The 26,475-nt window shown below is 68.1% G+C and carries 21 protein-coding genes; 8 read left to right on the top strand and 13 right to left on the bottom strand.

Annotated elements, in window-relative coordinates; translation table 11 throughout:
• Positions 1-274: 274 nt before the first annotated feature.
• Positions 275-1,507 (top strand): hypothetical protein, encoded by a 1,233-nt coding sequence (locus ABD116_RS28780; RefSeq protein WP_343977056.1) that lies wholly within the window; start codon positions 275-277, stop codon positions 1,505-1,507.
• 26 nt (positions 1,508-1,533) lie between these two features.
• Here the strand turns inward: ABD116_RS28780 and ABD116_RS28775 are convergent, their stop codons facing one another.
• The 4 genes from ABD116_RS28775 to ABD116_RS28760 form a co-directional block, all read right to left on the bottom strand.
• Positions 1,534-1,806: a YciI family protein gene (locus tag ABD116_RS28775; protein WP_343977053.1), complete on the bottom strand. Its 273-nt coding sequence runs from the start codon at positions 1,804-1,806 to the stop codon at positions 1,534-1,536.
• Between the two features lie 151 nt (positions 1,807-1,957).
• Positions 1,958-2,752: a class I SAM-dependent methyltransferase gene (locus ABD116_RS28770; RefSeq protein ID WP_343977050.1), complete on the bottom strand. Its 795-nt coding sequence runs from the start codon at positions 2,750-2,752 to the stop codon at positions 1,958-1,960.
• An 88-nt stretch (positions 2,753-2,840) separates the two neighbouring features.
• Positions 2,841-5,507 (bottom strand): pyruvate, phosphate dikinase, encoded by a 2,667-nt coding sequence (gene ppdK, locus ABD116_RS28765; RefSeq protein WP_343977047.1) that lies wholly within the window; start codon positions 5,505-5,507, stop codon positions 2,841-2,843.
• A gap of 288 nt (positions 5,508-5,795) precedes the next feature.
• Positions 5,796-6,737: an NADP-dependent oxidoreductase gene (locus ABD116_RS28760; protein ID WP_343977044.1), complete on the bottom strand. Its 942-nt coding sequence runs from the start codon at positions 6,735-6,737 to the stop codon at positions 5,796-5,798.
• 86 nt (positions 6,738-6,823) lie between these two features.
• On the opposite strand from ABD116_RS28760, the gene ABD116_RS28755 reads away from it, so the two are divergent.
• The gene (locus ABD116_RS28755) at positions 6,824-7,747 is read left to right on the top strand and encodes a TetR/AcrR family transcriptional regulator (RefSeq protein ID WP_343977041.1); all 924 of its coding nucleotides are present in this window, start codon (positions 6,824-6,826) and stop codon (positions 7,745-7,747) included.
• Positions 7,748-7,850: 103 nt separating this feature from the next.
• Positions 7,851-8,477, top strand: a complete 627-nt coding sequence (locus ABD116_RS28750; RefSeq protein WP_343977038.1) for a glyoxalase superfamily protein — start codon at positions 7,851-7,853, stop codon at positions 8,475-8,477.
• Positions 8,478-8,580: 103 nt separating this feature from the next.
• Here ABD116_RS28750 and ABD116_RS28745 read toward each other — a convergent pair whose 3' ends face one another.
• The 4 genes from ABD116_RS28745 to ABD116_RS28730 all read right to left on the bottom strand — a co-directional run bounded on the left by ABD116_RS28745 (position 8,581) and on the right by ABD116_RS28730 (position 14,089).
• Positions 8,581-10,539 (bottom strand): vWA domain-containing protein, encoded by a 1,959-nt coding sequence (locus tag ABD116_RS28745; protein ID WP_343977035.1) that lies wholly within the window; start codon positions 10,537-10,539, stop codon positions 8,581-8,583.
• A gap of 1 nt (position 10,540) precedes the next feature.
• Complete coding sequence (locus ABD116_RS28740) at positions 10,541-11,938, bottom strand: ATP-binding protein (protein WP_343977032.1); 1,398 nt, start codon at positions 11,936-11,938, stop codon at positions 10,541-10,543.
• 125 nt (positions 11,939-12,063) lie between these two features.
• On the bottom strand, positions 12,064-13,353 hold the full coding sequence (locus ABD116_RS28735; protein WP_343977029.1) for a serine hydrolase domain-containing protein: 1,290 nt from the start codon (positions 13,351-13,353) through the stop codon (positions 12,064-12,066).
• A gap of 10 nt (positions 13,354-13,363) precedes the next feature.
• The gene (locus ABD116_RS28730; protein ID WP_343977026.1) at positions 13,364-14,089 is read right to left on the bottom strand and encodes a Clp protease N-terminal domain-containing protein; all 726 of its coding nucleotides are present in this window, start codon (positions 14,087-14,089) and stop codon (positions 13,364-13,366) included.
• Positions 14,090-14,286: 197 nt separating this feature from the next.
• Between ABD116_RS28730 and mug the strand changes: the two genes are divergently transcribed.
• Positions 14,287-14,799, top strand: a complete 513-nt coding sequence (mug, locus tag ABD116_RS28725; protein WP_343977023.1) for a G/U mismatch-specific DNA glycosylase — start codon at positions 14,287-14,289, stop codon at positions 14,797-14,799.
• 12 nt (positions 14,800-14,811) lie between these two features.
• Here the strand turns inward: mug and ABD116_RS28720 are convergent, their stop codons facing one another.
• Complete coding sequence (locus ABD116_RS28720) at positions 14,812-15,750, bottom strand: alpha/beta hydrolase (RefSeq protein ID WP_343977019.1); 939 nt, start codon at positions 15,748-15,750, stop codon at positions 14,812-14,814.
• A gap of 112 nt (positions 15,751-15,862) precedes the next feature.
• Between ABD116_RS28720 and ABD116_RS28715 the strand changes: the two genes are divergently transcribed.
• Positions 15,863-16,435, top strand: a complete 573-nt coding sequence (locus tag ABD116_RS28715; RefSeq protein ID WP_343977016.1) for a TetR/AcrR family transcriptional regulator — start codon at positions 15,863-15,865, stop codon at positions 16,433-16,435.
• Between the two features lie 49 nt (positions 16,436-16,484).
• On the top strand, positions 16,485-19,790 hold the full coding sequence (locus tag ABD116_RS28710; protein WP_343977013.1) for a hypothetical protein: 3,306 nt from the start codon (positions 16,485-16,487) through the stop codon (positions 19,788-19,790).
• A gap of 3 nt (positions 19,791-19,793) precedes the next feature.
• Here the strand turns inward: ABD116_RS28710 and ligD are convergent, their stop codons facing one another.
• Complete coding sequence (ligD, locus tag ABD116_RS28705) at positions 19,794-20,762, bottom strand: non-homologous end-joining DNA ligase (RefSeq protein ID WP_343977010.1); 969 nt, start codon at positions 20,760-20,762, stop codon at positions 19,794-19,796.
• Positions 20,763-20,980: 218 nt separating this feature from the next.
• On the opposite strand from ligD, the gene ABD116_RS28700 reads away from it, so the two are divergent.
• Positions 20,981-23,185 carry a M4 family metallopeptidase gene (locus ABD116_RS28700; protein WP_343977007.1) on the top strand — a complete coding sequence of 735 codons (2,205 nt, stop codon included), beginning with the start codon at positions 20,981-20,983 and terminating at the stop codon, positions 23,183-23,185.
• A gap of 68 nt (positions 23,186-23,253) precedes the next feature.
• Here the strand turns inward: ABD116_RS28700 and ABD116_RS28695 are convergent, their stop codons facing one another.
• Positions 23,254-24,162: a helix-turn-helix transcriptional regulator gene (locus tag ABD116_RS28695; protein ID WP_343977004.1), complete on the bottom strand. Its 909-nt coding sequence runs from the start codon at positions 24,160-24,162 to the stop codon at positions 23,254-23,256.
• A gap of 253 nt (positions 24,163-24,415) precedes the next feature.
• Here ABD116_RS28695 and ABD116_RS28690 point away from each other — a divergent pair, with 253 nt between their 5' ends.
• Complete coding sequence (locus tag ABD116_RS28690; RefSeq protein WP_343977001.1) at positions 24,416-24,598, top strand: hypothetical protein; 183 nt, start codon at positions 24,416-24,418, stop codon at positions 24,596-24,598.
• A 54-nt stretch (positions 24,599-24,652) separates the two neighbouring features.
• On the opposite strand, the gene dusB is transcribed toward ABD116_RS28690, so the two are convergent.
• Positions 24,653-25,774 carry a tRNA dihydrouridine synthase DusB gene (gene dusB / locus ABD116_RS28685; protein WP_343976998.1) on the bottom strand — a complete coding sequence of 374 codons (1,122 nt, stop codon included), beginning with the start codon at positions 25,772-25,774 and terminating at the stop codon, positions 24,653-24,655.
• Positions 25,774-26,475 (bottom strand): hypothetical protein, encoded by a 702-nt coding sequence (locus ABD116_RS28680; protein WP_343976996.1) that lies wholly within the window; start codon positions 26,473-26,475, stop codon positions 25,774-25,776. Before ABD116_RS28680 ends, dusB begins: the two co-directional genes overlap by 1 nt.

Below are 26,475 nucleotides of genomic sequence, written 5' to 3'. Positions count from 1 at the left end.
ACCCGCCGCTCACAGCGTAGCCAACGTCACGACGCACCGCCCGCCAACCCCCGGTGCGTCCCCCGCGTCATAGTCTTAGCCATTCCGACCGCCCGGAGAGGAACACCAGTGTCCCGTCAGCGAGGTAGCTCGAACGATGGAGGTGTTCAGGTGCGTGCATCGCGGCGCTTGAGGAGCGTCCTCGATGCGGAGCATCGTGGATGCTGCTCAAGTGTCGCGAGGTGCGCGCCTGGGCGCCTCCAGCGTCGAGCTACCTCGCTGACGGGACACTAAGATGCCCGACGACGTTCACACCGCGGGTGTGACCGAGTTCGAGGCGGAGTCCTGGCCGCTGGAGGCAGCGGCCGAAGGCCTGCACCAAGTGATCGACGGTTTCCAGAACGGTGACACCCGGCCGCTGGTGATCGGTGACGGCGACCAGCCGGTGCTGGTCGTGCTGGCGATCGCCGATCTCGCCGACTTCCGGGCCCGGATCGCCGAACTGCTGGGCAACCCGGTCGACGCCGGCTGGTTGCGCTACTACCTCCGCTCCACCTTCGACATGAGCTCCGAGACCCTCGTCGAGCAGCTCGGGGTGGACGCCGACCACGGCCTGTCCTCCCTGGCCAGCCAGGTCAACGTCGAGCAGGCCGCGCTGCTGCTGCCCGACCACCTGCGACGGACCGAGGCCGGCGGCAACCCGCTGATGCTGATCGGCGACGGGATGCTCGCCACCGCGGCCCTGATCGCGTTCCCCGCGTTCTCGGTGCTGCTCGCGATGGAGAGCGACGGCAAGACCGAGGACGACTCCTGCGCGCACGACGAGGAGGAGAAGCCGACCACCCCGCTCGAGGTGCTGGCCGAGCGGCTCGGGCCGATCTCCACCCAGCTCGTCGCGCGGATCAACGCAGGACGCGAGCCGGGACTCCCGAAGTACGACCTGCACTTCGAGGACGACCTGGTCGAGCACCTGCGCGACCTGGAGAACCGGGCCCAGGCGGCTCCGGGCGGCGGCGCGTACGACGAGCTGAACGACCTGCTGCACTCGTTCGACCAGATGCGCAGCGGCGAGCTCGCCGAGGAAGAGGACGAGTACGAGGACGACGGGACCGAGGCGCCGTACATCGAGGTGAACGATCTGCCGGCCGCGTTCCCCGAGGTCCGGGACGCGTTCCGCTCGGGCGCCGACGACCCGTACCTGATCGGCATCGGCGGCAGCCCGCTGGCCGGCCTGATCTCCTACGACCTGTACGAGATGCTGCAGAAGGTCTCGGTCGAGATGGACGGTACCGACGAGGCGCCGGTCCTGCCGCTGCCCGCGCCGCTGTGGGACGACGGCCCGGAGATCGTGCCGTTCGACGCCGCCGTCGCGGTCTGCCCGGCCGTCGTCGAGGACATCTCGAACGGCGACGCGTCGATGCTGTTCGTCGCCGACGACGAGACGGGCGAGCCCGAGATGGTGCTCGCCCCGCTCGTCTGGCTGTGGGCCTACGTCGACTACCTCGAACTCGAGCCGACCGAGGTCTGAGGACCTGTACTACGTCCCGCCGGCCTTCAGGCCGGCGGGAACCTCTTGTCCCACTCCTGCAGCGTGACGACCTCGTAGACGTCGGCCGCGGTGTAGGGGTCGTTGGCGATGATCTCGCGGACCTCCGCCTCGTCGGCGACGTCGTAGATCAGCAGGGCGCCGCTCGCGTCGGCGAACGGTCCGGCGGCGTGCAGCTTGCCCGCGGCGTACAGCTCGGCGAGGTACTCGCGGTGGGTCGGCATCACCTCCAGCCGGCGGGCCGGGTCGGTGAACTTCAGCTGGAGCGCGAAAAGGGCCATGACCTCAACCCTACTCAGGGAGGTCACGGCCCGCTCGCCATCTCAACGTTGGTGCGGGAAGGGAGTCACGAGCCGCCACAGCGGCTGGTTCAGGTCGGACCCTAAAGTCGACGGTGATCGCCCTTCCCGCTCGGTTATTTTGACCACCGGATCAGCCGGATGCAAGAGGTTGGTTAAGGCGATTTGCAGCGGTCAGTCTCGTCAGGTAACCCTTCGTGATCGACCCCCCGGCGGCGTTGATGAGAGCGCTTACACACTCGTACAGTCCGTTACGCCGTTCAGATGTCAAGACCCGATGACCAGAATAAGAACTCAGCAGATCGAGGTACTCCGCGGCCGAATAGCGCTGTTCCCACTCGTACTGACGGACGACGACCGGCCCGAACCGCCCACTCGCGTCGATCTCGACGGTGTCCTCCTGCGGCACTTCGTCCGCCGTGAGCATCTCGACCTCGACCGGATCGTCGGTGAAGCGCCGATAGCAGTCCTGTACGTCGATCCAGAACTGTTCGGAGCCACCGGCGATGTGATGCGTCGAGACGATCGCGAGCAGCCCACCCGGCCGAAGCGCGTCGGCCGACTTCGGCACCCGGACGACCGGGTCGATCCAGTGGAACGCCGTCGCCGACAGCACCAGGTCGAACTTCTCGGCCGGCAACGGCCAGCTCTCGAAGGCGGCCGTGATCACCTCGAGTTCCGGCAGCTTCGTCCGCGCCACCCGGCCGAGCTCCGGGCTCAGCTCGACCGCCTTCACCGACCAGCCACGCTCCAGCATCGGCTTGGTCGCCTGACCGGTCCCACAGCCGATCTCCAGCACCCGCGGCCGCTGCGGCTCCTGCAGCAGGGTGGCGATGTCGTCGTACAGGCGAGGTGGGTACGTCGGCCGGACCCGGTCGTAGAGTTCCGCGTCCTCCCCGAACGTCTGGCGCAAGCTCTCCCGGCTCATTGCTGAAGGCTAGTGCGCCGTGTCGGGAGTAGCGCAACTGAACTTCCGACACGGCGCACTAGCACCCGACGTACGGAGAGGTGAGAGGTCAGTCCAGAGCCGCGCGGCCTGCTTCGAGGCGGGCGACCGGGATGCGGAAGGGCGAGCAGGAGACGTAGTCGAGCCCGGCCTCGTGGAAGAAGTGGATGCTGTCCGGGTCGCCGCCGTGCTCACCGCAGATGCCGAGCTTCAGGTCGGGGCGGGTCGTCCGGCCGCGCTCGGCGCCCATCTTGACCAGCGCGCCGACGCCTTCGCGGTCGATCGACTCGAACGGCGAGACCGCGAAGATGCCCTTCTCCAGGTACGTCGAGAAGAACGAGCCCTCGACGTCGTCACGGCTGAAGCCCCACGTCATCTGGGTCAGATCGTTCGTACCGAAGGAGAAGAACTCGGCTGCCTCCGCGATCTGCTCCGCCGTCACCGCCGCCCGGGGCAGCTCGATCATGGTGCCGATCGGTGTCGACCACTCGACGCCCTCGGCCGCGGCGACCTCGGTCAGCACCGCCTCGACCTCGTCGCGGCTGAACTGCAGCTCCTGGACCGCGGCGACCAGCGGGATCATGATCTCCGGCCGCGGATCCTTGCCGGCCTTCTTCAGCTCGGCGGCCGCCGACGCGATCGCCCGGACCTGCATCTTGAACAGACCGGGGATCACCAGCCCGAGCCGTACGCCGCGCAGACCCAGCATCGGGTTCTGCTCGTGCAGCCGCTCGACCGCGGTGAGCAGGAGGGCGTCGCGTCCCGGGTCCTCGCCGCGCTCCTTCGCCAGCGCGACCTTGACGGCCAGCTCGGTCAGCGGCGGCAGGAACTCGTGCAGCGGCGGGTCGATCAACCGGATCGTCACCGGCAGCCCGTCCATCGCGTCCAGCAGCTCGAGGAAGTCCTTACGCTGAAGGGGTTCCAGTACTGCGAGCGCCGCGTCGCTCTCCTCCGCCGAGTCCGCCAGGATCAGCCGCTCGACGGCCTCCCGGCGCTCACCCAGGAACATGTGCTCGGTCCGGCACAGACCGATGCCCTGGGCACCGAACCGGCGAGCCCGGGCCGCGTCCTCGGCGGTGTCGGCATTCGTCCGTACGTCGAGACGCCGGGTCTCATCGGCATGCGTGATCAGCCGGTCCACGGCCGCGACGAGCTCGTCGCCGGCGTCGGCCGCGAGCGTGCCCTCGAAGTACTGGACGACCGGCGACGGCACGACCGGTACCTCGCCGAGGAACACCTGACCGGTGGTGCCGTCGATCGAGATCATGTCGCCCTCGGCGATCGTCTTGCCGTTGACCTTGATCGAGCGCGCGGCGACGTCGACCTCGAGCTCGTCGGCGCCGCAGACACAGGTCTTTCCCATGCCCCGGGCAACGACTGCCGCGTGCGACGTCTTGCCGCCGCGGCTGGTCAGGATGCCCTGGGCGGCGATCATGCCGTGCAGGTCGTCAGGATTCGTCTCCCGGCGGACGAGGATGACCTTCTCGCCCCGGTCGGCGGCCTCGACAGCGGCGGCGGAGGTGAAGACCACCTTGCCAGAAGCGGCACCCGGCGAGGCGCCGATCGCCTTGGTGAGCAGGTCGGTGGCCGCGTCGCCGTCGAAGCGCGGGAACATCAGCTGGGCCAGCTGCGCGCCCTTCACCCGGCGCAGCGCCTCGTCGGTGTCGATCACGCCTTCGTCGACCAGGCTGGTCGCGATCCGGAAGGCCGCGCCGGCGGTCCGCTTGCCGACCCGCGTCTGCAGCATCCACAGCTTGCCGCGCTCGACGGTGAACTCGATGTCGCACAGGTCGCGGTAGTGGCCCTCGAGCTTGGCCATGATCGTCATCAGTTCGTCGTACGACGCCTTGTCGATCTGCTCCAGATCGGCCAGCGGGACCGTGTTGCGGATGCCGGCGACGACGTCCTCGCCCTGGGCGTTCTGCAGGTAGTCGCCGTACACGCCGGGCTGGCCGCTCGACGGGTCCCGGGTGAACGCGACCCCCGTCCCGGAGTCCATCCCGAGGTTGCCGAAGACCATCGAGCAGATGTTCACCGCCGTGCCGAGGTCGGTGGCGATCCGCTCCTGGCGGCGGTACAGGATCGCGCGCTCGGAGTTCCAGGAGCCGAAGACGGCCTCGATCGCGAGGTCCATCTGCGCCCGCGGGTCCTGCGGGAACTCGCGGCCGGTGTGCTCGTGCACGGCCGCCTTGAAGGTCTGTACCAGCGCCTTGAGGTCGTCGGCGTCCAGGTCGAGGTCGTTCTTGGTGCCCTTGGCCTGCTTGGCCGCCTCGATCGCGTCCTCGAAGATGTCGCCTTCCATCCCGAGCACGGTCTTGCCGAACATCTGGATCAGCCGCCGGTAGGCGTCCCAGGCGAACCGCGGGTTGCCGGAGTGGTGCGCGAGACCGTTCACCGAGTCGTCGTTGAGGCCGACGTTGAGCACCGTCTCCATCATGCCGGGCATCGACACGGCCGCCCCGGAACGGACCGAGACGAGCAGCGGGTCGTCGGCCTGGCCGAGCTTCTTGCCCATCTTCTGCTCGAGCTCGGCGACGTGGTGGTCGATCTCGTCGGCCAGCTCCGGCGGTACCGAACCGGTCTTCAGGAAGACCTTGCAGGCATCGGCGGTGATGGTGAAGCCGGGCGGTACCGGCAGACCCAGATTGGTCATCTCGGCGAGGTTGGCCCCCTTGCCGCCGAGAAGCTGCTTCATGGATTTGTTGCCTTCGGCAAAGTCGTAGACGAGTTTCGGCACGGTGGCTCCCTGAGGTGTGGGCCCGAGATTGGACGGCGACTTGTCGCGGCGTGGTGACCGCTGGCCCGACGACTCCAATGGCGACGGCGTCTTTTCAGAGTAAGCCAGAAAACCAGTCCAGTTGAACACTGGTCTCACGTTGAGACGGGTGATGCTGCCCACATCCATCGGCCGGAAAACCCTTGCCACGTTGACAACGCAGGACAACGGCGGGTTTTTCCGAGGAAAAGCGAAAGCAGGCGCATACCCGCCTTCGGTGCTGGGTACAGGCCTGCCTTCGAGGTGTTCTTAGAGGTCGATGGTGACCTTGCCGGCCACGTGCCGCTCGGCCTGCAGCCCGACCGCGGCGCGGATCTGCTCGACCGGAAAGCTCTTAGCGATCGGCACCCGGAGCTGACCTGCCGCTACCAGTTCGGCGATCTCTTCGACGGCGGCCCGGGTCGTGTTGGCGCCGTTCGCCGGGGTGATCCCGTCGATCTGAGCAGCGATGGTGGTGATGCGCTCGTCCGGTACGCCGAGTTCGCGCGCCGCCTGCACTGTGTCCGTTCCGTGCAGGTCCATGGCTGCGGTGATGCCTTGGGGGACCAGCGCCCGGACACGGTCCACCAGACCATCGCCGTACGCGACTGGCTCGGCTCCTAATGCACGCAGGGCATCGGCGGAGGTCGCCGAGCCCGTACCGATCACTCGGGCACCGGCAAGCCTTGCGAGCTGGACGGCGAACACACCTACTCCGCCGCCCGCGCCGCCGATGAGCACCGTGTCGCCCGGACCGGGGTTGATCACAGCGAGAGCCGCGGCCGCCGTACGGCCCGCAATGGCGAGCGTGGCAGCGGTGCGATCGTCGACGCCGTCCGGGGTGTGGATCGCTTCGCCGCCTTGAGCGATGGCACCCACCTCGTCCACAACAACGTAGTCGGCGACCGCGCGGGACAGGGCGCCGCCGAACACCCGGTCGCCGACAGCGAACTCGCTGACGCCGTCACCGACCTGATCAACCACGCCCGCATAGTCAGTGCCGAACCCGCAGGGCAGGCTCAAGCCGAATCGCGCGGCGGTCTCGGCGTCGGAGGTCATGAACCAGTCCATCGGGTTCAGGCCGGCCGCAGTGACCCGCACGCGGATCCGTCCTGCTCCGGCCTGCGGCACGGGCACCTCGCGGATGATCAGAGCCTCCGGTCCACCGAACGACTCGAACTGGACCGCCCGGCTCATGCTCGCTTCTCTCATGCTCGTCTCTCTCCTGCAGCTGGCCTCATAAACGGAGTATGCTCCGTTTCTATATCCAAGCTAGCATAAGTGGAGCGTGATCCGTTTTGGCTGCCGCCGAGAGCCGTCGACCGCGGGCCGACGCGACCCGCAACCGCCAGCAGCTGCTGGACGTGGCGACCCGGATGTTCGCCGCAGCGGAGACCGAGCCGTCCATGCGGGCGATCGCTGTGGAAGCCGGGGTCGGCATCGCCACTCTGTACCGGCACTTCCCCACCCGTGAGTCGCTCGTCGACGCGGTCTACCGAGACCAGGTCTCCCGACTGACCACCGGCGCCCGCGAGCTACTCACTCAACTGGACCCAGCCACAGCCCTGCGCCGCTGGATGGACCTCTTCGGAGACTGGATCGCCACCAAGAACGGCATGATCGACACCCTCGTCACGATGATCGAATCGGGCGATCTCCCCCACGCCGACACCCGCGCCGAACTCCTGGCCGCCATCGACCACCTCCTCGAAGCCGGTCGCGCCACCGGCCAACTCCGCCCCGACGTCCCCGCCACCGACATCGCCGCCACCCTCATCGGTATCTTCACCGTCGCCGGCTCCCCCGACCAGCAACCAATGGCGGCCCGCCTCCTGGACCTCCTGCTGACCGGCCTCCGCCCTGCGACGCCTGACCGACTTCGAGCTGCGCCCGACCGACCTCTCGCTGCGCCCGACCGACCTGAGATCGTCTGCATCTGCGGCTCGATCCGATTCGCCGACGAGATGCAGGCGGCGAACCGCGCCCTGACCATCGCAGGCGCCATCGTCCTCGCCCCAGCCGTCTCCGCGCGCCCCGACGATCCCCTCACCCCCGAACAGAAGACCGCCCTGGGCGCCCTCCACCTCCGCAAGATCGACCTGGCCGACCGCGTCCTGGTGGTCAACCCCGGCGGCTACCTCGGCGAATCCACCACCAGAGAAATCGCCCACGCCCGAACCACCGGCAAACCGATCTCCTTCACCGACCCGCCGGAGTGCTAGTGTTTTTGCCGCAGGCGCGGGGTTCGAACCCGGTCGTAGGGCGCAACGGCACAGCAGCCGAAAGGGCAAGGCCCACCTACTTCACCACCGAAGAGGGAGCGCCATGCCCAAGCTGGAAACGTACAAGAAGCAGGCGAAACTGCTCGTCCGCTGGCACCGCGAAGGCAACTTCTCGATCGGCGGCCGCATCCGGCAACTCGCCCGCTATCGCACCCTGTCCGACCGCGAAGCACTCGCCCTGAAGTTCCCCCTCACCGAAGCCCAAGAAATCATCGCCCTGGAAGCCGGCCACGCCACCTGGGCCGAACTCAAGGCGAGCACGGAAGCCGCGCCCACCAACGCACAACCGGCTCCCCAGCACCCGACGCCCGCAAGCGCCAAACCGGTCCTGTACGTCGCCGACGTAACTGCCTCGGCCACCTTCTACCGTAACCAACTCGGCTTCCAAACCGACTTCCTCCACGGCAACCCACCGTTCTACGGCTCGGTCTCCCGCAACGGCGCAACTCTGCACCTGAAGCAAGTACACGAGCCGGTCTTCACCCCCGGCGCCGCGGCCCGGGAAGGCCTGATCATGGCGTTCATCAACACACCGAACGTCCGCGACCTCTACACCGAATACCTGGCCGCCAACGCCGACATCACCCAAAAGCTCACCAAACAAGCCTGGGGCGGCACCGACTTCATCCTCCGCGACCCAGACGGCAACGCAATAGCCTTCGCCGGCTGACCCTCGACGCGACCGAGGATCAGACAGTCCATCACCGCACATCCCTACGTCGCGGCACCGCGCCAACCACACGCGGTGCCGCGACCATCCTCTTTGTTCTTTGCTAGAGGCGGCGGCGGGTTCTCAGGTAGTCGCCTACTACGGCTGCGCCTAGGCCGTCTGGGTCGGGGGCTAGGACTCGGCCGCCGCTGCGGCGGGCCAAGAGGTCTACGAATTGGTTCAGGCGGGGGTCGTCGCCAAGGCGGAAGATGGAGACGGTGGCGCCCAGTTTGGCTAGGCGGTCTACTTCGAAGATGGTTTTGCGGAGGGTTGCTGGGCGGGGTGGGTAGTCGAACTCCGCCGTGCCGTCTGGTTCCAGGTGGGCTGTTGGTTCTCCGTCGGTGACCATCAGGACTACGGGTTGGGCGTCGGGGTGGCGGCGTAGGTGGCGGCCGGCTAGCAGGAGGGCGTGGTGGGCGTTGGTGCCTTGTTCCCAGGTCCCTTCCATGCCGATCAGCTGCGGTAGTTCCACGACCCCGGCGTACCGGCCGAAGGTGATCAGTTGGAGGGCGTCGTTGCGGTAGCGGGTGGAGATCAGTTGGTGCAAGGCGAGGGCTGTTCGCTTCATCGGTAGCCAGCGGCCTTCCTGGACCATCGACCAGGAGGTGTCCACCAGCAGCGCGACGGCAGCCCGGGCGCGGTGTTCTGTTTCGGCGATTTCGACGTCGGCTACGTCCAGCCGCACCGAGCCGTCACGTGAGGCGGTTCGCAGTACTGCGTTGCGCACCGTGCGAGGTACATCCCACGGCTGGGTGTCGCCGAACTGCCACGGCCGGCTGGACCCACTCAGCTCGCCGGCCGCTCCAGCCGACGCCGCGTCGCGTTCGCCGGACTGGCCGCGGGCGGTTCGCAGTACGTCGGCAAGCGCCGTCTGCCCGAGTTGCCGCAACGCCTTCGGAGACAACTGCAACGTGCCGTCAGGCGCACGCTCCAGCAGCCCCTGGTTGCGCAGCTCCCGCTCGAGCTCCGACAACCGCCGCGCGTCGACCGTCGCCTCGTCACCCAACTGCCGAGTCAGCGCATCGAGATCGATGTCCTCCAACCGAGCCCCCGGATACGACTGCGCCAACTGCTCCGCCAGCGCATCCAGCTCGGCCAGATCCGACATCGCCCGAGCGCCCTCGGCCAACCCGAGCGGGTCCTCACCACTCATCCGCTCAGACCCCGACCAGTCCTCGCCCGGCCTCAACGCCTGCAACTGCGCATCGAGATTCGCCAACTGCTGCGACAACTGCGCATTCCCAAAAGCCTGCTGCGAAAGCTCCGCCAACTCAGCCCGCTGCTCCGGCGTCATCGAGTTCAGCATCCGCTGCGCGGCCGCCGCCCGAGCCGCCAGTACGTCGATCAGCTCATCCACATTCCGCGGATTCTCCGGAAAGAACTCGCCATGCTTGGCCATGAACTCACCAAACAGCGAGTCGATCTCCGGATGCCCCTGCGCATGCGCAGCAAGCAGCGCATTGAGATCGGACAGCATCTCGTTGATCCGCTCGACATCCTCCGGCGTCGTGTTCTGCAGGGCCTCCTTCATCCCCTCGAACCGCGACCCCAGCAGCTCACGACCGAGCAACTCCCGAATCTCCGAGTACTTCTGCCGCGCCTCACTCGACTGCCAGTCATAGTCAGCCAACTCCCGCACCGCCGCGGCAGTCCCAGACGGCAGCGCATCCAACTGCATCTCACGGAACCGCGCATCGTCCGACGGGTTCGGGAACAGATCATGCCGCTCAGCCTCAAGCGCCTCGTCCAGCAGTCGCTGTACGTCGCGCAGCGTCCCGTCGAGGTTGTGCCGCCGCTGGATCTCACGCCGCCGCTCCCACAGCCGGCGAGTCAGATCGTCCAGCCCTTGCGTGTTGCGAGTGCCGCGCCGGAGCAACTCCTCCAGCGCGGACCTCGGTGACGAGCCGCCCATCACGTCGCGGCCGAGCTCGTCCAACGCGTCCCGCAGATCCACCGGCGGGGCGAGCGGGTCAGGACCGTCGTGCCACGGCCCGTACGACCAGCCTTCCGGTAGTTGCGACATGTCAGGCTCCGTAGACGGTCGTGTCGTCGTCGGCGTCCTTGGCCAATCGCTTGGACAGGTAGAGCGCCTCCAGCGCCAGCTCGACCGCCGCCGCGATTCGGCCAGGTGAGTCGTCGGGCGAGACCCCGGCACGCGCCGCCACGTCGTGCAGTACCGGCAGCTCGGGCAGAGCGGACAGTACGTCGCGACCCGGGATCCGCTCGCCGGTCGTCACCATGTGGCCTTCGGCAACGGCATCCGCCAGAGGGGTCAAATCAAGACCGGCGAAGCGCTCACGAGCGGTGTCGGCAACGGACCGACGCAGCAGGTACTCGAGCAGCTCCGTCTCGCGCCCTTCCTCACCTGGCTCGAACTCCAGCTTCCCCCGCAGTACCGCGGGAACAGCCTCGAGATCGACCGGCCGGGCGACAGCCGGTTCCTCACCCGTGATCGCGGAACGCCGAAGCGCAGCAGCCGCAACCGTCTCGGCCGCGGCGACCGCAAAGCGCGCAGAAACACCCGAGCGCTGATCGATAGCCGTCGACTCCCGCAGGTGCCGGACGAACCGGGCCAGTACTTCGAGCAGCGGCTCGCCCACCTCGGCGGTGAGATGCGATTCCTGCCGTACGACGTCCACCTCGGCGTCGATGTCGAGCGGGTAGTGCGTCCGCACCTCCGCACCGAACCGGTCCTTCAACGGCGTGATGATCCGGCCGCGGTTGGTGTAGTCCTCGGGGTTGGCCGTTGCCACCAGCAACACGTCGAGCGGCAGCCGCAGGGTGTACCCGCGGACCTGGATGTCGCGCTCCTCCATCACGTTGAGCAGCGCGACCTGGATCCGCTCGGCCAGGTCCGGCAGCTCGTTGATCGCGACGATGCCGCGGTGCGCACGCGGTACGAGTCCGAAGTGGATCGTCTCGGGGTCACCGAGGCTGCGGCCCTCGGCGACCTTGACCGGGTCGACGTCGCCGATCAGGTCGCCCACCGAGGTGTCGGGGGTCGCGAGCTTCTCGGCGTACCGGAGGCTGCGGTGCAGCCAGGCGACCGGCAGGTCGTCACCGAGCTCGGTGGCGCGGCGCTTGGACGCGGGCGTGATCGGGTCGAGCGGGTGCTCGGGCAGCTCGGCTCCCTCGATCACCGGGGTCCACTCGTCGAGCAGGCCGATCAGGGTACGGAGCAGGCGGGTCTTGCCTTGTCCTCGTTCGCCGAGGAGTACTACGTCGTGCCCCGCGATGAGGGCGCGTTCGAGCTGGGGAATCACGGTGCGGGAGAAGCCGACGATGCCGGGCCAGGGGTTGCGGCCCGCGCGCAACTCTGTCAGCAGGTTGTCGCGGAGCTCGGCCTTGATCGAACGGGGGACGAATCCGGCGGCGCGCAGCTCGCCGGCCTTACGGGGAAGCTCAACAGGTGCACTGGTCACTCAGACGACGTTAGCTCGCTCTTGCCAAGCACGCCCGCGATATCTCGTCCCGACCGACAGGACATAGTCCCCAAACTGCGGCAGCGCGCCGTTCCCGTGAGCGTGACGCCCGGCCGAGATGCCGACTATGTCCTGTCGGTCGGGACAGACCGCGGAGTGACCCGTCCCGAGTTGAACAAGTATGTCGGGGTGAAGGTGACCGTGGTCCAGGGTTGGTCGGGTGCACTGCGGGTGACGAAGTGGTTGCCGTCGGCGGGGGTGGTCGGGTAGAGGTCGTACTCGACGACGGGCTCCTCGGCGAAGGCCAGCCGATCACCGGTGGCCTGGGAGGTGAGGACGAGGCGGTCGTCGCGGCGGACGACCTCCATCCGGACGCTTGCTCGCTCGTAGACGCCAACATGCGCCTCACCTGCGGAAACACCCTCGATCGGCTCCGGCGGGAGCGGTACGGCGGCGCCCACGTAGTGCGTGAAGACCTCGGAGACCAGCTGGTCGAAGAGAGCCGGCGCGTTGGCCGAGTTGGTCAGCAGGCAGACGGCTAGGCGGGCCTCTGGGTCGATGCGGAGGAAGGCGAGTTGGCCGACGGTCGTGCCGTCGTGGCCGAAGAGTTTGCGGCCGGACCAGTCGTAGAGCCGCCACGCTTGGCCGACCGCCTCGAAGCCGCCGGCCGCACCGGGGACGGCGACCTGGGGATCGCGCATCTCGGCATAGCCATCGAGGTGGAGTTCGGCGAAGGTCAGTAGGTCGGCCGCGCTCTGGGTGATCAGGCCGGCGGCGCCGATGCTGCGGGGCAGGTTCCAGGTTTTCACCGGTACGCCGTCCGCGGTATGGCCGAGCGCGTTGCGGTGCAGGATGGCCTGCTCGGGCAGCGTCGTCGTCTGGGTCAGGCCGAGTGGCTCGATCAGCCGGGCGTGCAGGGATTCGTCCCAGCTGCGGTTGTCCAGGACCTCGATCAGGCGGCCGAGCAGGACGAATCCGGCGTTGCAGTAGGAGTACGCCGTACCGGGTTCGAACAGCTGATCCGCGTCCCCCAGCAAAGCGACGTACCGCTCGACGCAGTCGTCGCCGCGGCCCGTGTCGGTGAACAGATCGCCGTCGATACCGCTCTGGTGCGTAAGCAGATGGCGGACGGTGATCCGGCCGTCGACCGGCGCCTCGGGCAGCACCTTCACGACCGCGTCATCGAGCGAGAGCTTGCCCTCAGCAACCAATTGCGCGATCAGGGTCGCGGTCCAGGTCTTGGTGATCGACCCGACCTGGAAGAGCGAGCCGGCCGTGACCTCGACACCGGTCGCGTGGTTCAGGACGCCGTACGGCGTGATGCTCTGCTCACCGTCGGCCCAGATCCCGAGCACCGCGCCCGGTACCGCGGCCCCGGCGGCCAACTCTTCCAGGCGGGAACTCCAGTCAGGCATGCGGCCAAACCTACTTGGCCTTCGTGACCTCTTCGAGCGCGGCCCGGACGTCTGCCCAGGCAGCCGTTTCGTCGAGGCCGAGGCCGGTCAGGACCTCCGTGGCGACGCTGGCCGAGTCGCGGTAGAAGGCCAGCAGGAGATGCTCGGTACCGACGTAGTTGTGGCCGAGCACGAGCGCTTCGGCGACCGCGCCCTGGAGCACATGCGCGGCCTTCCGCGTGTACGGCGGATTCTCGGCCGACAACGCGGCCTCGACATCCTTCGACGGGCCCTTGGCGGGACTCAGCGGTGCAACAGCCTCGGCGACCGCCTCCTCGGCGATGCCACGAGCAACGAGGACGCGAGTGGCCAGCGCTTCCGGCTGGCTGTACAAGGCGAGCAGCAGGTGCTCGGTACCGACGAACGGGTGGTTGAGGCCGCGGGCAACATCCTTCGCGGCATCCAGCACTGCCTTGGTCCGCGGCGTGTAGTGCCCGAGAACCGCCTCAGCGGTCCAGGAGTCGGCGAAGCGCTTGTGCGCGGCCTGCTTGCTCACGCCGAGTACGGCGCTGATCTCGACCCAGGACTTGCCGGCGCCACGGGCGCGATCGACGAAGTACCCGAGGGCGGCGTCGCTGGTGCTGGTCAGTTCGTTGATCGTGCCGGCGGCGGCGCCGAGCTGGTCGAGGACGTCGTCGGAGCCGGCGTCCTCGCGGATCGTGTCGATGAGTTGCTGAAGGTTCGGCCCAGGAGTCATGCGTCAACGCTAGGTTGACTTTCATACTGCGTCAACCCCGGGTTGACCACCCCACCGATGCCAGACCCCACTTTGTGCTCCGCCTGGGCGTTTTGGCCGGCTTCAGATGCTCACGTCGTGCACAAAGTGCACCCATCGCCCCATCGGCCCACCGCCCCTCCGCCCCGGGGTGGTGGGTGGGTGGCTACCGTGCTGGGGTGCAGGCATTGGGTGATGTGATCAAGCCAGGTCTACGGGTGCTGTTCTGTGGGATCAACCCGGGGCTGGTGTCGGCTCAGACGGGGCATCACTTCGCGAGGCCGGGGAACAGGTTTTGGCCGGCGTTGCATTTGGCTGGGTTTACGCCTCGGCAGCTTCGGCCGGATGAGCAGGGCGAGCTGCTGAGGTTGGGGCTGGGGATTACGAATGTGGTGGACAAGCCTTCGGCTCGGGCTGATGAGTTGACGAAGGCTGAGTTGGTTGCTGGAGGTGAGAACTTGGTGCGGAAGGTGCTCGCCTACCAGCCTCGATGGTTGGCGGTGGTGGGGGTTACGGCTTACCGGGATGCGTTTGGCGAGCGCAAGGCGGGGATGGGTGAGCAGAGCAGAAGAATCGGGGAGACCCGGGTTTGGATTCTGCCTAATCCGAGTGGGCTGAATGCGCATTACACGTTGCCCAAGCTTGCGGCCGCCTACGCTGAGTTGGAGAAGGTCAGCGCCGGCGGCCGGTAGTACAAGAGGGTTTCAGGCGAGGGCCTTGCGCAACGTGGTGATGGCTAGGTTGATGGCGGTTTCAGCGGCGTGGGTGTCGCGGAGAGCGTCGACCATCACGAAGTCGTGGATGATGCCGCCAAGCCGGACGGCCGTGACCTCGACGCCGGCCTCGCGGAGCTTGGCGGCGTACGCCTCGCCTTCGTCCCGCAGTACGTCCGCCTCGCCGGTGATCACGAGCGCCTGGGGCAGGCCGCGGAGCTGTTCGAGGGTAGCCCGAAGCGGGGACGCGGTGATCTCGTTCCGCTGTGCCTCGTCGGTCGTGTACTGATCCCAGAACCACTTCATCCCGTCCCGCTGCAGGAAGTAGCCCACGGCAAATTCCTTGTACGACGCCGTGTCGAACGACGCGTCCGTGACCGGGTAGAACAACACCTGCTGGGTGAACCGCACGTCACCCCGCTCCTTCGCCAGCAACGTCACGGCCGCGGTCATGTTGCCGCCGACCGAGTCGCCCGCGATCGCCAGCCTGCTCGCATCCAGCGAGTGATCCTTGCCCGCAGCAACGATCCAGCGCGCCACCGCGTAGTTCTGCTCCAGCGCGACCGGGTACCGCGCCTCCGGCGACAGGTCGTACTCCGGGAAGACCAGCGCCGCCCCTGCCCCGACCGCCAGCTCCCGCACCAGCCGGTCATGCGTGTGCGAACCACCGAAAACCCAGCCCGCGCCGTGGATGTAAAGGATCACCGGCAACGGCCCACTCACACCGGCCGGACGGATGATCCGCACCTTCACCGAACCGTCGCCGGCCGGGACGGTCACCCACTCCTCGTCGACCGGAAGCTTCGGGTAGTCGGTGGTCTGCACGTCGTCGACCGCCTTGCGGCCTTCGTCCGGCGGCAGCTGGAACAGGAACGGCGGCACGCTGGTCGCGTCGGCGAAGGCTTGGGCAGCAGGCTCCAGAACGGTCATCGCAGTACTCCCTCTGACTCGAGATTGCGGAGAACGATCGTTCTCCGCCGATGTCGAGTACTCTAGGAGAACGTTGGTTCTCCGCGCAAGCGGCAAGTCCGAGGAAGGCGATATGACGATCGACACAGCGACCGCGCAGCAGCAGGTGCTCGATGCGGCGGACGCGCTCTTCTACGAACGCGGCGTCCAGGCGGTCGGGATGGACGCGATCCGGACGGCGTCCGGCGTCTCGCTCAAGCGGCTCTACCAGCTGTTCCCGTCCAAGGACCACCTGATCGAGGCCTACCTGCACAAGCGCGACCTGCAGTGGAAGTCGATGCTGGCCGAGCACGTCGAGGCGGAGACCGGGCCACGCGAGCGCATTCTCGCCGTTTTCGATTTCCTCGACGACTGGTTCCAGGAGAAGAGCTTCCGCGGCTGCGCCTTCATCAACTCCTTCGGCGAGCTGGGCACCGTCTCCCCCGCCGTCGCGGCGATGGCCCGCAAGCACAAGGCCGGCTTCCGCGACGCGCTGGCCGAGCTGTCCGAAGCAGCCGGTGCGAAGGACCCGCAGCGCCTGGCCGACTATCTGATCCTGCTCAGCGAAGGCGCGATCACCACCTCCGTCTTCACCGAGTCCGCCGCCCCCGCGACCCGCGCCCGCGAGGCGGCCGAGCTCCTGATGGCGGCGCAACTCCCTGCCTGACCCTGCGATTCGGCCGCCCGCTGACTCCCCCGTTGGGCAGGATGTGGGAATGCGAGCGACCGAACTGCTGACCGCCCTCGACCGACTCCCGTACGGCGAACGCGTCCGCCTGGTCGCCCACGAGGCACGCCACTCCCCCGACCTGACCGCGCTGATCACCGAGCTCGACGCGGGCGACACCTTCGCCCGCACGATCGGCCTCCAGCTCGCGCAGATCGGCGGCGACGTCGAGCACGTCACCAAGCTGCTCAGCGACCCGCAACTCCAATGGCGCGCACTGGCCGCCGCAGGGCGCGGAGTACCGGTCTCTGACGATGCCCTCTACAACCTGTACGCCGATGCGCCTGCAGCCCTACGCACCCGCATCCTCGGAGTCATCCGGCGGACCCGTCGGCAAGCACTCGCCACGCGTCTGATCGAGGAACAGCGCGAGCGTTGGGGCGACCACGCCGCCGCCGGCCTGCTCAGCAGCACCGACTCGGCCACCGTCGAACGCCTCCTGCCCGACCTGGCCTATACCTTCTCGTCAGGCGACTGGGGCCGCTTGGCCGCTCGTCACCCGGAAGCAGTCCTGGACCACGCCGCCCGAACGATGCCGGCCGAGACCATCTACCGGACCGAGTGGTGGAACAGCGTCGCCCACGGCGTGGTCGCGGCGATCGACAGTCACCCCGAGCGCGTGCTCGAACTGATCAAGACGGCGATGCCGCGCTACGACCTCCCCTCGCGAGTCGTCAGCATCATCGGACGGCTCGCCGACCTCGATCCGGCCGGTCTGCTCCAGCTCCTGCTCGCCCCCGACCGAGCTCGGGCGCTCTCCCGCGCTCTCACCCCGGCGCTCCGGCGGAGGTTGTACCGGTTCGCCGACGACGACCTGATCGCCCTCGGCCGCGTCCTCTGGCCGAATCTCGCCGACCTGCTCTCCGACCTCCCGCCCGCCCGACGAGCGACCATCTTCGAGGGCGTCACCACCACGATCGAACTCGGCCGGACCGAGCTGTCCGACGACCTCCTGGCGGTCCTCCCCAGGGCGCTCCGACACGAGCAGTCCCGTCGCATGATCGAGCTCTACCAGGACCGGGACCCACAACGGCAGTGGGAGTACAGCGCCTACCTCCCGTACGACGAGGCCTTCGCGCACCTCGGCCCGCAGGTGGGCCAGCCCGATGCACGCGCTCGTGCCGTCATCTACCGCGCCGTCATCGCCAGCGCCGGTCATTCGCGCGACCCGGAGTCGATCGAGAAGGCGCTGAGCTGGGCAGCGAGGGTCCGCAACGATCAGGACCCGGTCCGTGAGGCAGTGCTCGACGCCGCTGCGTCGTTGCCGCCATCGCAGCTCACCAACCTCCATGTCGACGCACTGCAGACCCTGCTGACCGATGCCCTCGAAGCCCGCGATCTCTCCTGGAGCTCCCGCGCCTCGCTCAACCAGCTCGCCGAGACCGCGGTCCGGCAAGGGGCCCTAGGCAACCAATCCGCAGTGCTCGACTGGGGTCTGCAGGCTCAGGCGCGGCTCGCCGACAGCAGCGGCTCGGTCAACCTGTACGGACTCATCGACGGTCTGCCGCGCGGTCGCGAGGTCGCCGTCTACGAAGCATTGAAGCCGTACGTCGAGGCGGCGGCCAAGCGTCAGGAGTTCGGACTGGCCTTCGCGATCGCCGAAGCGTTCGGCCGCCGCGGCTGGGCCATCGAGGAGCTGCATCTGGTTCTCGAGCAGGCCGTCTGGTCCAACAAGGAGTACACGGTCGACCAGGCCGCCAGGCTCTGGCTCGCTCCCCCGGCGACCCGATCGGAACGCGTCGGTCGCATCATCGACCGCGAGGTCGGGATGGCCCGCTGGGACGCTGTCTGGGCGGCCGTCACCGAGGTCCGCACCGACCTCCTCGACCCGGTACTGGCCGCGCCGGACCGGATCCGCCGCTTCACCCGCAACCACCCCGCCTGGCAGGTCTCGCCGGTCGCCTTGCAACGCTGGCTCCCCCGCCAGTACAGCCGGTACGCCGAACTGGTGGCAGCCGCCGCCAACGACGCCCGCATGCCCGAGTGGGCGCGCTCCCGGGCCGTCTCGACGCTCGGCCGGTTGCCGGGCGTCGGGCGGGCCGCGCTCGAGCCGTTCCTCGCGAGCGAATTGGTGGTGCTGCAGGAGGCGGCGCTTGGCGCACTGGCCTGGATTGACCAGCCGGAGCTCGCACTGCCGGTGCTGCTGAGCCATGCGGGTGATGACCGAGCGCGGGTGGCTCTCTACGCGGCCAGTCGGGCTGCCCGGTTCGCCAAGCCCAGCACCCTGGCCGAGACGTTTCAGCCGGTACTGCTGGGTGAGGGCGTGAAGGTGACGTCGCGCAAGGAGGCGGCGCGGCTGCTCGGAGTACTGCGGGCGGAGGGCGCTAGCGCAGTACTGGATGAGGCCTGGGTCGGTGCGCATCGGGATGTGCGAGCAGCGATCACCAGTGCCGCCTCGCAGCACCTGCTGCACGAGCCGGAGGCGTGGGCGTTGCTGCAGGAGGCTGTGCACGATTCGCCGGCTACCGCGGAGGCCCTGGTACAGCGGGCGCCGTTGAGCATCGCTGCGCAGTACAGGTCCCGGTATGCCGACCTGCTGATCGCAGTGACCAACCGGCCAGAGTCACCGACTGTGGGAGCGGCTCTGCGGTCGCTGGCGGGCTGGGCTCCCTACAACCCGGCAGTGGCACCGGTATGCGCCGCCTTCATCACCGACCTCACCAACCGCAGCCAGAATTGGAACGACGCGGCCACCGCGCTATCGGCGATGATCGCCACCGGACAGGGCCGCGATGAACTGATCTCGGTTGTCCGGTTGCTGATCCGCTTGGAGAGCAACCCTGACGTACCGAACGCAGAAGCCGACCGCGACCACCCCGCCCGGCTGCGCCTGACGGTCCTGATGAGCAGGGTGCAGGACGCCGTTGACTGGAACAGCAAGCAACCGCTGGTAGACGCGGCCGCCGAACTTGTGGCACCGGAGTACCTGGCGCTGCGGGTACCCCCGCTGATCTGGGCGATGGAGACGACAGCGCCGATCGCAGACCTCACTGCCATCGCCGACCTGGTCGCCGATCGTCCGACGGTGATCGCAGCTGCAGCCGATCAACTCCACCGACGACTGGGATCCGCGCAAGGGCACCTGCCTCCGGGCGCACTACTCGCCCCAGCCACCCAACTCGCTGCCACCGGTCGGGCAGTGGACGGTCATTTCGCCCTGGCCCTGATCGCAGCCTCCACCGACTACGCGGGCTGGTCACCCGAGTGGCGCGCCTTGCTCATCAACCTCCGAACCCACCCGGTCGCCGACGTCCGCTATGCCGCATTGGACCTGAGAACAGCCTTGGAGTCCTGAGCGTCAGCTGTCTTCGGCGGCCTTGCGGGCGGCGGCTTTGCGGCGTTTGCCTTCGTGCATGGCCACTACCCGGGCGATGGGGATTTCGTGGCCTTCGGCAATCAGGTCGGCGGGGAGGGTTTGCGGTGCGGGGAGTTGGTCCGGCCAGGAGGTTTTGAGTAGGCCGGGTGCTGTCTTCACGGTGAAGTCCCTGGGGGTGACCTGCTCGACGTCGGCCCAGCCCACGGGGAAGGAGACCGTGGTACCGGGGCGGATGCGGGGGCTGTAGGCGGCGATGACGGTGGCGCCGCCGGCTCGGGTGGAGTCGATGAAGACCTTGCCGTGGCGTTCTTCCTTCACGTACGCCGTGGTCGCGAGCACCGGGTCGATTCGGGCCGCGCGGGCGGCGATCGCCCGGGTCGCGGCGGCTGCATCCTCGATGCTGGCTGAGTCGTCGATCGGTACGTAGACGTGCACCCCCTTGGCACCGCTCGTCTTGACCGCCCCGTCCAGCCCGAGATTGGCCAGCGCCTGCTTGACCAGCAGCGCCGCCTGCACGGCCAGCGCGAACGTGTCGTCGCCTTCCGGCGGGTCCAGGTCCAGTACCAACTGCGTGACCCGATCCGGCCGGTCGAGCCGGATCAGCGCCGGGTGGTACTCGACCGCCCGCTGATTCGCGAACCACAGCAACGTCCGCCGGTCGTCACACACGGCGTACGACACCTCACGCTTCGACGCCTCGGCCCACACCTGCACCGTCCGCACCCACTCCGGCGGGTACTTCGGCACGTTCTTCTGCATGAACGACGGCTGCCCCGGGCGAATCCGGACCACCGACAACGCCCGCTCCGCCAACCCCACCAGCATCTGCTCGTGCACCGCGTCGAGGTAGTCGACCAGATCCCGCTTGGTCGCGTCGGCCCCGTCGAACAGCGGCTGATCCAGGTTGGTCAGCGGTACTCCGTCACGCGTCTCGTCCGGCTTGCTCGCCATGACAGGAGCCTAAGCGCTGACCGAGTTCAACGATGTCGTTCCGCTCCGGGTGATGTCCTAAATCGGCGGTGCCGATCTCCGACAGCGAGATGCCTTCCGCTGGTACAGGGGCTTGCTCAAACTCAGAGCACCCAAACGCCGCCGCGGCCGAGACGTCTCGGACGCGACCGGCGCAGTACAGGTCGGCCGACCGTCGACCCCCGCCCCAAGGAGCAGTTGTGAATCGAACCAAGACCAGGGTGGCCGCCGTCAGCGGTCTCCTCGCCGCTGGGCTGGTGATGACGCCTTTCTTCGCGGCGCACGCCGACCAGACCACTCCGGGCGCCGTCGCCCACGAGCCAGGCTCCTTGGCTGCCGACGCGCAGGCACATGCCCCCGCGAGTGCCTCCGCGCTGGGTCTGACATCGGGCGAGAAGCTGACCGTCAAGGCGGTCATCGAGGACGCGGACGGCGCCAAGCACGTGCGGTACCAGCGCACGCTCGACGGGCTGCGCGTCATCGGTGGTGACCTGGTCACCCACCAGGACGCGAAGGGCGTCGTCGACGACGTCACGTACAACCTCGGCCGCAAGAGCGTCACGCCCGCTTCGCGGACCCCCAAGATCTCCAAGGCGGCCGCACAGGCCAAGGGGCTCGCCACGGCGCAGGCCACCAAGGACGAGAAGACCGTCGGCAACGAACTGGTCGTTCTGGTGACCGACCAGGGTCCCAAGCTGGCGTACGACGTACTGACCACCGGCCTTCGCGCCAACCAGGTCCCGACCCGGCTGCACACCTACGTCGACGCCGCCACCGGCGCCGTGCTGCTGACCGACGACGAGATCAAGACCGGCACCGGCACCGGCATCTTCACCGGCAACGTCAGCATCGAGACCACCGCGAAGTCGGGCGGCGGTTTCGAGATGCGGGACGCGACCGGCAACACCGCCACCGACGTCCACAACCAGGGCGATCCCAACACCGGTGAGGGCCCCGACGGCGACATCTTCACCGACGCCGACGACAAGTGGGGCACCGGGTCGAACTCTGACCGCGCGTCCGCCGCCGTCGACGCTCTCTACGGCGCGCAGAAGACCTTCGAGTACTACAAGACCCAGCTCGGCCGGAACGGCATCTGGAACGACGGCCGCGGCGCCCGCTCGCGCGTCCACTTCGCCAACGCGATGGTCAACGCGTTCTGGGACGGCACCCAGATGTCGTACGGCGACGGCGCCGGGAACGCTGCCCCGCTCACCGAGATCGACGTCGCCGCGCACGAGATGAGCCATGGCGTCACCGAGAACACCGCGGGACTCGTGTACAGCGGCGAGGCCGGCGGACTCAACGAGGCGAACTCCGACATCTTCGGTACCGCGGTCGAGTTCTACGTGAACAACCCGAACGACGTACCGGACTACTTCATCGGTGAAGAGATCGACATCAACGGCAACGGCTCGCCGCTGCGCTACATGGACAAGCCGAGCAAGGACGGGCTGTCGAAGGACTGCTGGTCCTCGACGCTCGGAAGCCTCAACCCGCACTACTCCTCGGGCCCGCTCAACCACTGGTACTACCTACTGTCCGAGGGCTCGGGCGCCAAGACGGTCAACGGGGTCAGCTACAACTCGCCCACGTGTGGCGGCGCCGCGGCCGTGACCGGCATCAGTCACCTGAAGGCCGAGAAGATCTGGTACCGCACGCTGGCGACCTACCTGACGTCTTCGAGCAAGTACTCCGACGCCCGGACCGGCGCGATCAAGTCCGCCAAGGACCTCTACGGCCAGGGCTCGGCCGAGTGCCAAGCGGTCGAGAAGGCGTTCACGGCCATCGCCGTCGCGGCGACGGCCGAGACGTGTGGCACGGGCACCCCGGACCCCGGCTCCCCGACGGTCACCAACCCCGGCGCGCAGACGAGCACGGCAGGTACCGCTGACTCGCTGCAGCTCGCAGCGACGGGCGGCACCACGCCGTACTCGTGGTCGGCGACTGGTCTCCCCGCGGGCCTCACGGTCAACGCCTCAACCGGTCTCATCTCCGGTACGCCGACCGCTGCCGCCACCTCGACGGTGACGGCGAAGGTCACTGACGCCGCGGGCAAGACGGGCACCGTGTCGTTCTCGTGGGTCGTCTCCGGCGGCGGTGGCGGGACCTGCACCGGCGCACTCACGTACAACGGCAGCCTCACCTCAGGCGGCAGCAAGACGTTCGCTGCCTTCAGCGACAGCGACGCCGGCCAGCTCAAGGTCTGCCTCGACGGGCCGACCGGTAGCGACTTCGACGTCTACCTGCAGAAGCAGTCCGGATTCTCCTGGGTGACGGTTGCCCAGGGCATCACCCCGAACCCGGACGAGTCGTTCACCTACAACAACACGGCCGGCAACTACCGGCTCGTGGTGAAGTCCGACTCCGGATCGGGCGCCTTCACGGCCACCGTGTCCGAGTGACCTTGACCTGATTCGCCGGTGGCACCTCTTCGAGCGCTTCGGCCTCGGAGAGGTGCTGCCGCGTCAGCTCAGATCCAGCCCCGGCGGCTCGCCTGCGTGGCCAGCTGGAACCGGCTGTGGGCTCCGAGTACCTCCTCGAGGCGGGCGATCCGCCGGCCGACCGTGCGAGCACTCACGCCCAGGTCACGGGCGATCGCCTCATCGGTGAGACCGGCCGCCAGGTAGGACAGCAACTGCTGCTCGTCCGAACCCGGACCATCCAGCGCGTCGACCACCTGGGACTCCGCCGACAGCGGCACTCCCATCTGCCAGAAGACTTCGAAGAGGCTGATCAAGGAGTCGAGCAGGCCGGACTCGTGGACGACGATGAGCGACCGCCGCGCCCCTTTCTGGCCCGGCACCGACAACATCGCGCGCTTGCCGTCGTACAGCATCAGGTTGAGCGGTACCTGGGCGAAGACCCGCGCCTGTTCGCCGACCGCGATGCACTGCTGAACCGCGGTGAGTCCTTCGATGTCCTCGAGCACCGATACGCCGTACAGCCCGCGCGCTCGCACCCCACGCTCCATCGCGGCCAGGAATCCGACCGCGATACCGGGTCGCGGAATCCGCATCCCGCTCTGCACCCGCCGCGGCGAAACCGGCCCGATGCACAACCCGTCGACGGTCGAGGCGGTGTCATCCATCAGCTTGGTCTCGACCACCGTGCACCGCGCCTCGTCCGCGATCACCTCGACGAAGCTCGACCGGTCGCCCACCTCACTCCAGATCCCGGCGAACACCGAGGCGATCTGCCGAGTGGCATCAGCAGCCCGCGCATGCTCAGCCGCCACCTGCTCCAACGGAATCCGCGGCGCAACCGCCTCGATCCCCTCGTCACTCACCTCGAGCAGCCCAACCGCGGCCAGCGCCTTCACCTCGTCCGCAGCGACGCCCCGCTCGACACCAGCCCGCTCAGCCAGGGTGTCCAGGCTCATCCGCCCACCCACAACCGCCGCCCGATAAAGCGGCTCCGCGAAAGCCGAAAGAAAGGGTGCTGAAGGCAATTGCATCCCGCCGTCATACCACCTCGTACGCCACCCACGCGAGCATGAGAACCCTTGCCCCTCAAGCGCTTCGCCCCACGGTAACCAACCCCACACACACCGCAACCATCACTCCTACCGATCCCGCGGCGACCTGCCACCCGATCGTCTTGACCCTCCACGCGGGCGGAGGACAATCCCGAAGATGACCTCCTACCGCTTCCTGGACGCCATGGGCACCGTCGTCGAAGAGGCCGACTTCGCCGACCACGCCACAGCCCTGGCCTGGGCAAGAGCCGGCGACCACGACGAAGACATCCAACGAGTCGAATACCAAGACCCAGGCCCCCAACACGACTGGCGCTGGGCCGGCCCCCTACTCGACTGACAACCCGAGCCACTCCGCAGATGGTTCGGGTGGGGTCTAGACACCCGGCCGAGGTCAGCCGCCGGAGACTCCGATTTCGGCGTCGGCCAGGTCGGTGTTGAGGCCGTCGGTGTCGTCCAGCCAGCCGTGTGGGAGAACTACGTGGTCTCGGGGGGAGCCTTGGCGGCCTCGGGGGGAGCCCAGCTCTTGGACTGGGAAGGGGGCGGTGGGGTCCAACTGAGAGAGGAGTTCGTCCAGGTGGGTCAGGGAGTCGACCATGCCTAGGGCGGCTCGGAGTTCGCCGCCGGCGGGGAAGCCCTTCAGGTACCAGGGGACGTGCTTGCGGAAGTCGCGGAGGCCGCGGGCCTCGCCCATCAGGCCGGCCAGGAGTTCGCCGTGGCGGCGCATGACGGTGGCTACCTCGCCGAGGGTCGGCAGGTTCAGGGCTTCGCCGCCGGCGAAGGCGACGGCCAGGTCGCGGAACAGCCAGGGGCGGCCGAGGCAGCCGCGGCCGACGATGACGCCGGCGCAGCCTGTTTCGGCGACCATCCGGAGCGCGTCGGACGCCTCCCAGATGTCGCCGTTGCCCAGGACCGGGATGTTCACGTGCTCGACGAGTTCGGCGATCTTGGTCCAGTCGGCCTGGCCGGAGTACGCCTGCGCCACGGTACGGCCGTGCAGCCCGATCGCGGCCGCGCCCGACTCCTCGGCGATCTTGCCCGCGTCGAGATACGTCTGGTGCGCGGAGTCGATCCCGATCCGCGTCTTCATCGTGACCGGGATCCCGTACGGCTCAGCCGCCTTCACCGCTGCCCGCAGGATCGCGCCGAGCAGATTCCGCTTCCAGGGAAGGGCTCCGCCACCACCTTTGCGCGTCACCTTCGGCACCGGGCAGCCGAAGTTGAGGTCGACATGCGCCACCCCGTACTCCGAGCACAACAGCTCCACCGCGCGCCCGACGTACACCGGATCGACGCCGTACAACTGCACCGACCGCACCGTCTCGAGCTCGTCGAAGGTGAGCATGTCCAGACTCTTCTGGTCGCCCTCGACGATCCCGCGCGACGTGATCATCTCGCACACGTACAGCCCGGCGCCCTGCTCGGCACACAACCGCCGGTACGCCGCGTTGGTGATGCCCGCCATCGGCGCGAGCACCACAGGCGTGTCGATCGTCAGGTCACCGAGCTTCAGCATCAGGCCTTCGCCACCAGCACCTGGCCGTTGCCGGAGATCTGCGCCTTGTAGGGCTGTACTGCGTTCGCCGTCGTCGTCACGTCACAGGCGATGCCATCGGCCGTGTGCTTCACGACCGCGACGTCGTCCATCGTGCAAGTCACCTTCGCGGCACCCGGCACCGTCCGCAGCACAGCGTCGACGACCTTCGCCCGAACGATCGCGACCGAGTCGGAGGTGAACTTGTACGAGGCCGAGTACTGCTTGGCGTCGACCGTCAGCTGACCCGTGTACGACTTGCCCGCGTACGTCACCGTGCAGGTCAGCGTGTGCTTGCCGGCCGTCTCGGCCTTGTCGATCCCCGGGCAGTTCACCGTCGTCGTAGCGGCGCGACCGGCCGTGATCTGCGCCTGCTTCGAGATCGCGAAACGGATCCGCTGGGCCAGCGGTGCGTCCGAGGCCGGCTCACCCTTCACCGACGGCGTCGGCCAGGGCTTCGAGGGAACCGGCAGCGGTGTCAGCGTCGGCTTCGACGCGGTCGGGATCGGCGCAGCCGAGGATGGCCCCGAAGAGCCAGTCGCCGAAGGGGTGCTACCAGCATCCGGCGCGCTGTCCGAGCAGCCTGCCACCAGGAAGACCAGCAACGCGCTCAGCCCGAAGACGGCCACGCCGAACTTGGTCCGGCTGGGCGTCATGATCCCCCGCAGCGACAGAGCAGGCAT

The sequence above is a fragment of the Kribbella koreensis genome, from assembly GCF_039525325.1.
In the GTDB taxonomy this organism is placed as follows: Bacteria; Actinomycetota; Actinomycetes; order Propionibacteriales; family Kribbellaceae; genus Kribbella; species Kribbella koreensis.
The sequence above is the reverse complement of the archived record's forward strand: the minus strand, read 5'-3'. Positions and strand labels throughout refer to the sequence as shown.